Annotated in this window: 7 protein-coding genes; 3 read left to right on the top strand and 4 right to left on the bottom strand. The window is 60.9% G+C overall.

Features of this window, described 5'->3' with window-relative positions; all coding sequences use genetic code 11:
• On the top strand, positions 1–745 hold a 745-nt coding region (locus ACQ4WP_RS24830; protein ID WP_436525317.1), incomplete at its 5' end, for a methyl-accepting chemotaxis protein.
• On the opposite strand, the gene ACQ4WP_RS24825 is transcribed toward ACQ4WP_RS24830, so the two are convergent.
• The 3 genes from ACQ4WP_RS24825 to mgtA are packed head-to-tail and all read right to left on the bottom strand — an operon-like array spanning position 742 to position 4,325.
• Positions 742–1,254 carry a ribonuclease HI family protein gene (locus ACQ4WP_RS24825; RefSeq protein ID WP_436525315.1) on the bottom strand — a complete coding sequence of 171 codons (513 nt, stop codon included), beginning with the start codon at positions 1,252–1,254 and terminating at the stop codon, positions 742–744. The two genes, ACQ4WP_RS24830 and ACQ4WP_RS24825, sit on opposite strands and share 4 nt — an antisense overlap.
• Positions 1,251–1,604, bottom strand: coding sequence for a hypothetical protein (locus ACQ4WP_RS24820; RefSeq protein ID WP_436525313.1), 354 nt, complete (start codon positions 1,602–1,604; stop codon positions 1,251–1,253). The genes ACQ4WP_RS24825 and ACQ4WP_RS24820 overlap by 4 nt, the downstream gene beginning before the upstream one ends.
• A 36-nt stretch (positions 1,605–1,640) precedes the next feature.
• The gene (gene mgtA, locus ACQ4WP_RS24815; RefSeq protein WP_436525311.1) at positions 1,641–4,325 is read right to left on the bottom strand and encodes a magnesium-translocating P-type ATPase; all 2,685 of its coding nucleotides are present in this window, start codon (positions 4,323–4,325) and stop codon (positions 1,641–1,643) included.
• A 519-nt stretch (positions 4,326–4,844) separates the two neighbouring features.
• Here mgtA and ACQ4WP_RS24810 point away from each other — a divergent pair.
• Together ACQ4WP_RS24810 and ACQ4WP_RS24805 are read left to right on the top strand one after the other, a co-directional pair.
• Positions 4,845–5,198, top strand: a complete 354-nt coding sequence (locus tag ACQ4WP_RS24810) for a hypothetical protein (protein WP_436525309.1) — start codon at positions 4,845–4,847, stop codon at positions 5,196–5,198.
• 205 nt (positions 5,199–5,403) lie between these two features.
• Entirely contained in the window at positions 5,404–5,535 is a 132-nt protein-coding gene (locus ACQ4WP_RS24805; protein WP_436525307.1) for a hypothetical protein, read from the top strand.
• 101 nt (positions 5,536–5,636) lie between these two features.
• On the opposite strand, the gene ACQ4WP_RS24800 is transcribed toward ACQ4WP_RS24805, so the two are convergent.
• Entirely contained in the window at positions 5,637–6,731 is a 1,095-nt protein-coding gene (locus ACQ4WP_RS24800) for a S41 family peptidase (RefSeq protein ID WP_436525305.1), read from the bottom strand.
• Positions 6,732–6,733: the final 2 nt, after the last annotated feature.

The raw sequence follows: 6,733 nt of genomic DNA, 5'->3' as shown, positions 1-6,733 counted from the left end.
GCTGGAAGAAACAGCCTCCTCGATGGAAGAGCTGACGTCGACCGTGAAACAGAATGCGGACAATGCGCGCCAGGCGAATCAATTGGCCGCGTCGGCGGCGCAAGTGGCCGTCAAGGGTGGCGCCGTGGTGGCGCAGGTGGTGGGCACCATGCAATCGATTAATACGTCCTCGAACAAGATCGTCGACATCATTTCCGTCATCGATGGCATTGCCTTCCAGACCAACATTTTGGCCCTGAATGCGGCCGTGGAAGCGGCGCGCGCGGGCGAGCAGGGCCGCGGCTTTGCCGTCGTGGCGTCCGAAGTGCGCAACCTGGCGCAGCGCTCGGCTTCTGCGGCAAAAGAGATCAAGACCCTGATCGGCGCGTCGGTGGAGCAGGTCAACGCGGGCAGCATGCTGGTGGCGCAAGCCGGCTCGACCATGAACGACATCGTCGACAGCGTGCAGCGCGTGAGCGACATCATCACGGAAATCACGGCAGCGAGCAGCGAGCAAAGCGTGGGCATCGACGAGATCAACCGTGCCATCGGCCAGATGGATGCCGTGACGCAACAAAATGCGGCGCTGGTGGAAGAATCGGCGGCCGCCGCCGAATCCATGCAGCACCAGGCGCACAATCTGGCGCAAGTGGTCAGCGTCTTCAAATTGCATGGACAGCAGGCCACGGTCAGCGGTTTGAAGGGTGTAAAACGTCCGGCAAGCAAGGAAGCCAAGGCTAGCTTGCAGATCGGCCGCGCCGCTTAATCTTCCTCTGTCCAGCCGCTGATCGCCAGCTGCGATAGCCGGTCCGCCTCGCCATTCCTGTGGCGCGGCAGCCAGCGCAAGCTCACATCATTGAATTGTTCCAGCAGGGCTACTACGGTGGCCCTCTGCGTTTCCAGTCCCTTGGCGCCCTGCGGCGTCGTTCCCAGCACGTCATTGATCACCACCTGGCTGTCGCCGTACAGCAGCAGTTGCACGGGCAGCGGGCGTACGCTGAGTGCCGCCTGCAGCACGGCCGTCAGCGCCGCATATTCCGCGTCGCTGCTGCTGCCATGGCCGGCCGCCTGACTCACTTCGATGCGCTCGCCGTCCGGTCCCAGCAGCAGGGCGCCTATGCCCAGCTTGCCCGGGTTCGGATGGGCGGAGCCGTCGAACCAGCCGCGCCAGGCCTGCGGGCCGCCGTGATCCTGGCGCCTGAGCGCTAGCTGGGCGCGGTGCGCCTGCATCTTTGCTTCCTTGCGTGCTTTGCGCGCGTCTGCTTCCGCCGTCATGGCTTGATGAGCAGGGTGTCGATCAGGCTGCCGATCCAGCACGCCACCAGCACGCCCACGGCCACCGTCATGGCGGGGCCGTCATTGGCGGAGAGCCGCTCCACTTTTTCCATGATCAGCTGCACGTCGAGAGGCAGGGCGCCACTGTCGATCTGTGCCATAACTTGCTCCAAGCGTGCCATGATCTGGCGCAATACGAGCACCAGGGCGATTAGGGCTGGCACGAGGAACAGGCAGCCACGTGTCTTGCGTCCGAGCAAGAAATGTCCGCTGCCGGGAAACACCAGCGCCGACAGCAGCAGGGCCTGATGACGTTTGGGTATTGATGAAGATGAGGGGGAGCCGCTCATGCGCGCCTTTTGTAGGGGGAGGAGCGTTTCATCATACTATTGCCAGCCGAATTTGCGCAGGTACACGCGTTTCATGAACGTCGTCAGCACGGTGTAGCAGACCAGGATGCCCAGCAGCCAGGGGAAATAGCCCAAGGGCAAGGCTTGCAGCTTGAAATAGGTCGCCAGCGGTCCCATCGGCAGGAAGACGCCCACGGCCATGATGGCAGTGGTGGCCACCAGCAGGGGCACGGACGCAATGCTGTCGATGAAGGGCAGCTTGGGTGTGCGGATCAGGTGCACGATCAGGGTTTGCGTCAGCAAGCCCACGACGAACCAGCCCGATTGGAACAGGGTCTGCTGTTCCGGTGTATTCGCGCCAAACACATGCCACATCAAGATAAAGGTGCTGATATCGAAGATCGAGCTGATGGGGCCGAAAAACACCATGAAGCGGCCGATGTCGCGCGGGTTCCAGGTCAAAGGCTGCTGGATCAGTTCGGCGTCCACATTGTCGAACGGGATGGCGATCTGCGACACGTCATACAGCAGGTTTTGCACCAGCAAGTGCAGCGGCAGCATCGGTAAAAACGGCAGAAAGGCACTGGCCACCAGCACGGAAAACACATTGCCGAAGTTCGAGCTGGCCGTCATGCGGATGTATTTGAGCATGTTGCTGAAGGTGCGGCGGCCCTCCAGCACGCCTTCTTCCAGCACCATCAGGCTTTTTTCCAGCAGGATGATGTCGGCCGCTTCCTTGGCGATATCGACGGCTGAATCGACGGAAATGCCGATGTCGGCCGCGCGCAGGGCGGGCGCGTCGTTGATGCCGTCGCCCATGAAGCCGACGATATGGCCATTCCCGCGCAGGGCGCGTACCAGGCGCTCCTTGTGCAGAGGGCTGAGCTTGGCAAACACGGTATTGTCTTCGGCTGCTTGCGCCAGGGTGGCGTCGTCCATGTCGTCCAGTTGCGGGCCTTGCAGCACGCCGTGCACGGCCAGACCCACTTCGCGGCAAATCTTCGCCGTCACCAGGTGGTTGTCGCCCGTCAAGACTTTCACGGTGACGCCATGTTCCGCCAGCGCGCGCAGGGCGGGCGCCGTCGATTCCTTTGGCGGGTCGAGAAACGCGACGTAGCCGATCAGGGTCAGCGCCGTTTCATCGGCCACGCCGTACACGGTTTTATGCGGTGGCACTTCCTTGACGGCCACGGCCACCACGCGCAAGCCTTCCGTATTGAGACCATGCGTGGTTTCCAGCACCTTGTCCAGCAGGGTGGTATCGAGCGCAATATTCACGCCGCCCAGGCGCAGGTGGCTGCAGGCGGCGAGGATTTCCTCGACGGCGCCCTTGCAGATCAGTTCATGGTGGTCATTCTTTTCGGAAACGACGACGGACATGCGGCGGCGCACGAAATCGAAGGGGATTTCATCGACTTTGACGTAATCGCGCGCCAGCTGCATTTCCATCTGCAATTCCACATGGTCGAGTACGGCGCGGTCCAGCAGGTTTTTCAAGCCCGTCTGGTAGTGGCTGTTCAGGTAGGCAAATTGCAGCACTTCATCGGAGGGCTGGCCAAACACGTCCGTATGGCGCTCGAGCACGATCTTGTCCTGCGTCAAGGTGCCTGTCTTGTCCGTGCACAGCACATCCATGGCGCCGAAGTTCTGGATGGCATCCAGGCGTTTCACGACGACTTTCTTTTTCGACAGTTTTACGGCACCCTTGGCCAGGGTGCTGGTGACGATCATGGGCAGCATTTCCGGCGTCAGGCCCACGGCCACGGACAGGGCGAACAAAAACGCTTCCATCCAGTCGCCCTTGGTCCAGCCATTGATCAGGAACACCAGCGGCGCCATCACGAGGGCGAAGCGGATCAGCAGCCAGCTGACGCTGTTCACGCCCGCTTCAAAGGCCGTCGGCGTGCGCTCGGTGGCCGTCACGCGCGTGGCGATGGTGCCGAAGTAGGTGCGGTTGCCGGTGGCCAAGACCAGCGCCGTGGCTGCGCCCGAGATCACATTCGTGCCCATGAATAGCAAATTGGCCAGTTCCATGGGGTCTTTGCCATGGGCATCGGCCAGTTCGGCCATCTTTTCCACCGGCAAGGATTCGCCCGTCATGGCCGCCTGGCTGACGAACAGGTCTTTCGCGGAAAGCAAGCGGCAATCGGCGGGGATCATGTCGCCAGCCGACAGCACGATGATGTCGCCCTGCACCAGTTGGCGGATGGGCAGCTCGATCTGCTGGCCATTGCGCAGCACGGTGGCCGTATTGCTGACCATGGCTTTCAGGCGCTCGGCGGCGCGGTTCGAGCGGCCTTCCTGCACGAAGCGCAGCAGGGTCGACAAAATCACCATGGTGCCGATGACGATGGTCGCCTTCGGATCTTCCGTCAGGTAGGAAACAATCGCCAGCACAGTGAGCAGCAGGTTGAACGGATTCTTGTAGCACAGCCACAGGTGCTGGTACCAGGCCAGCGGTTTTTCATGCTCGACTTCATTCGGGCCCGTTTGCGCGCCGATGACTTGCGCCTCGGCATCGCGCAAGCCTTCCAGGCGCGTATGCAGGCGGTTCAGGGCGCTGTCCAGGTCTTCATGGGCGGCGGCCAGCAGCTGGCGCGCCAGATGGTCGGGCACGGGGCGGGCCGTGCTGTTTTCCAGCGGCATGGCGCGGCGGCGGAAATGGCCGGCCGTATGGCGCTTGCGCAGGAACGATTCGAATAAGCGGGTGAAGAGATTCATGCTCTTCCTTTCACGACGAGGTGTTGACGGGCGGCGCAGCCGCAGGCAAGACTTGCGTGCTGCCAACGCGCATGACAAAGCATGGCGCTGGCGGGCAATCCGGGTCAGTAGCCGGTCGCGATCGGAAAGAGGGGGAAGGGCGCGCAGCCAGACTGGCCGCGCGACACACCGCACCTTGCTCAGCAAGGCACGGAGGAAAGGAAGTTCCGCGTTGCTTGCTGTTTAGCTGCCGAGGCAATCACCGATACAAGATCGGCTACTGTCACTAGAACAAGTACCCACGTGGGACTCCGTAAATGAATAATGGGGGCATCTTATGCACGTGCTGCGAGGGTGTCAACTGAAGAAATCTTAGGTTTCCAAAGTGTAATGTGGGCGTGGGCTTTGTTTTGGCCGGACGCGGCCATTCGCGTTGATGTGACAATGTGTGATTCTTTCTGCTTGGCAATCCGTTATGCTCGAGTACGCTGATGGGCTAGAAATTGCCATGGTGAACACTATGCAAATACAGAAAAACACATGTCTATGGAATTCATCGTTGGGGCAGTCATAGCGGGACTTGTTGTCATGCTCTTTGCCGGCAAGCACTTTTCAAAAAAACTGCCCAAAGAGACACATTTCGAATGTGCCCGTTGCGGCACGGTTGCACGCCATACCGATCGAACCATCGAAGCCTGGCGTAACAACAAAACCACATTTTTCTGCCAGTCCTGTCATATCAAATGGGTACGTGCCAGGGCGCCGCGCGAGCGTGAGCGTAGCACTTCTCCTGCAGCGTCCAGATCTGGATCGAAATCAGGATGCCTTGGCGTTGTTGTGCTGTTTGCCGTCGTTCCGCTGGCTGGATTTCTACTGGTGCACGCGTATGCCTGACCCATTTTTGGCGTAGTGGCCTCGCCAAAAACCTCTCCTTCCCTGCCAGCTTCCACGATGCTGCTGCTCCGCCTGTGTAGAAACCCGTGAATGCCTGTTTTACGGCGAGCACTATTGGCAGCGACCGACGTTTTTCGGTCCATTGTGTTGAAAAAATTGAGTGACAACAATTTCGGGAGGTCTCAGACTTCCAGGCAGCCGTGTTGTGACGGCCTTCGTGGGCGACAAAATCGGCGCCTACGTCATGTACTGCACGAACGCCGCGAGCACGCTGCGCGCCTTGCCACAGCTGGCCGTCGTGCACATTCTGAATCGCCTGACCGTGCGCAGCGGCTAGGGCACCGGCGGCGCCCGCGGCGGCTTGGCCGCAGGCGCGCACTGGTCATGATTGTGCTCGGCGCGCAAGGCAGGCGCATCCTGCATGCGCACCGGCTTCGATTAAGGCGCCCCTTCGAGCGTGTAGACCGGCTTCTCGGATTCCCCTTTCTCCACCATAGTAAGCAGGCGCTGTAGTTCCATGCGCTCATTGTCGCCCTTTGTGGATGACACCAGATTGCGCAGGATGGCGACATGCGCCGTCTGCAACGCCTGCGCCGCGGGCACGGCAATGTCCGGTTTCACGCCGACGTGCTCCCAGTTGGTTTTGGTGACGAAATTGGTCATGCGCGCGGTCGGGATCGAGACAATGATGTCCTGCCCCAGGTTGTACCAGCTCACGGGATTGGAGCCGCCGCCGGTGGTTTCTCCGACCAGGGTCCCCCGCTTCTGCGCCTGGAAGCTATAGGCGCAGTCTTCCCCGGCGGAAAACGTGCGGGCCGAGGTCAGTACGTATACGGGCTTGTCGTAACGCTGTACAACCGTCTTCACGGTCCAGAACTGCCGCGTCGTATCGGTCGGGCGATCGTACATGTCGATCAGGTGACGCTCGTCGCCGAGCGGGAAGAAATGGCTCATCCAATAAGCCACGCTGGCCGGGCTCCCGCCGCCGTTGCGGCGCAGGTCGAGGATCAGCGCATCCGTTCCCGCCATGAGCGACATCGCCGCTGTGTACGCCGGGCCGACGAAGTCCAAGCCTCCGAAACCACGCAGCTCGATATAGCCGACGTTGCCGGGAAGACGTTCGATCTTCTCGATGTCATAACCGCGCCGCGCGGTTTGCTCGCGCCATTCTTCCATCTTGGCGCGGCCAGGCAGTTCGGCGGTGCCGCTGCGCTCACGAAGACCTTCATAAAACGCGGCGCCGAAATGCAAGTCGCCGCTCAATTCGCGCAAGTCCTTCGCCAGCGCTGCACTGAACGCCTTCACGTTGGCGGCGCTCGCATAACCTCCTTCCGCATTTTTCCTGGCGATCGCACTGCCGACCCGTTCAGCCACCGCTGGCTCGATGTAGTTCGCGTTCATTTTCGTTATCAGTGTCTGCACGATCGCAGCGCGGGCGGACCCGTTCAACGGAGTGTCCTCCGCCGCAAAGGCGTGAAACGACAACAGCGTGCCCAATACGACTGCCGCGACAAATTTCTTTCTACCTGCCATAC

The sequence above is a fragment of the Janthinobacterium lyxosi genome, from assembly GCF_051380665.1.
GTDB lineage: Bacteria > Pseudomonadota > Gammaproteobacteria > Burkholderiales > Burkholderiaceae_D > Janthinobacterium.
Note: the sequence above shows the minus strand (reverse complement) of the source record. Positions and strands in the feature narration are given on the sequence as shown.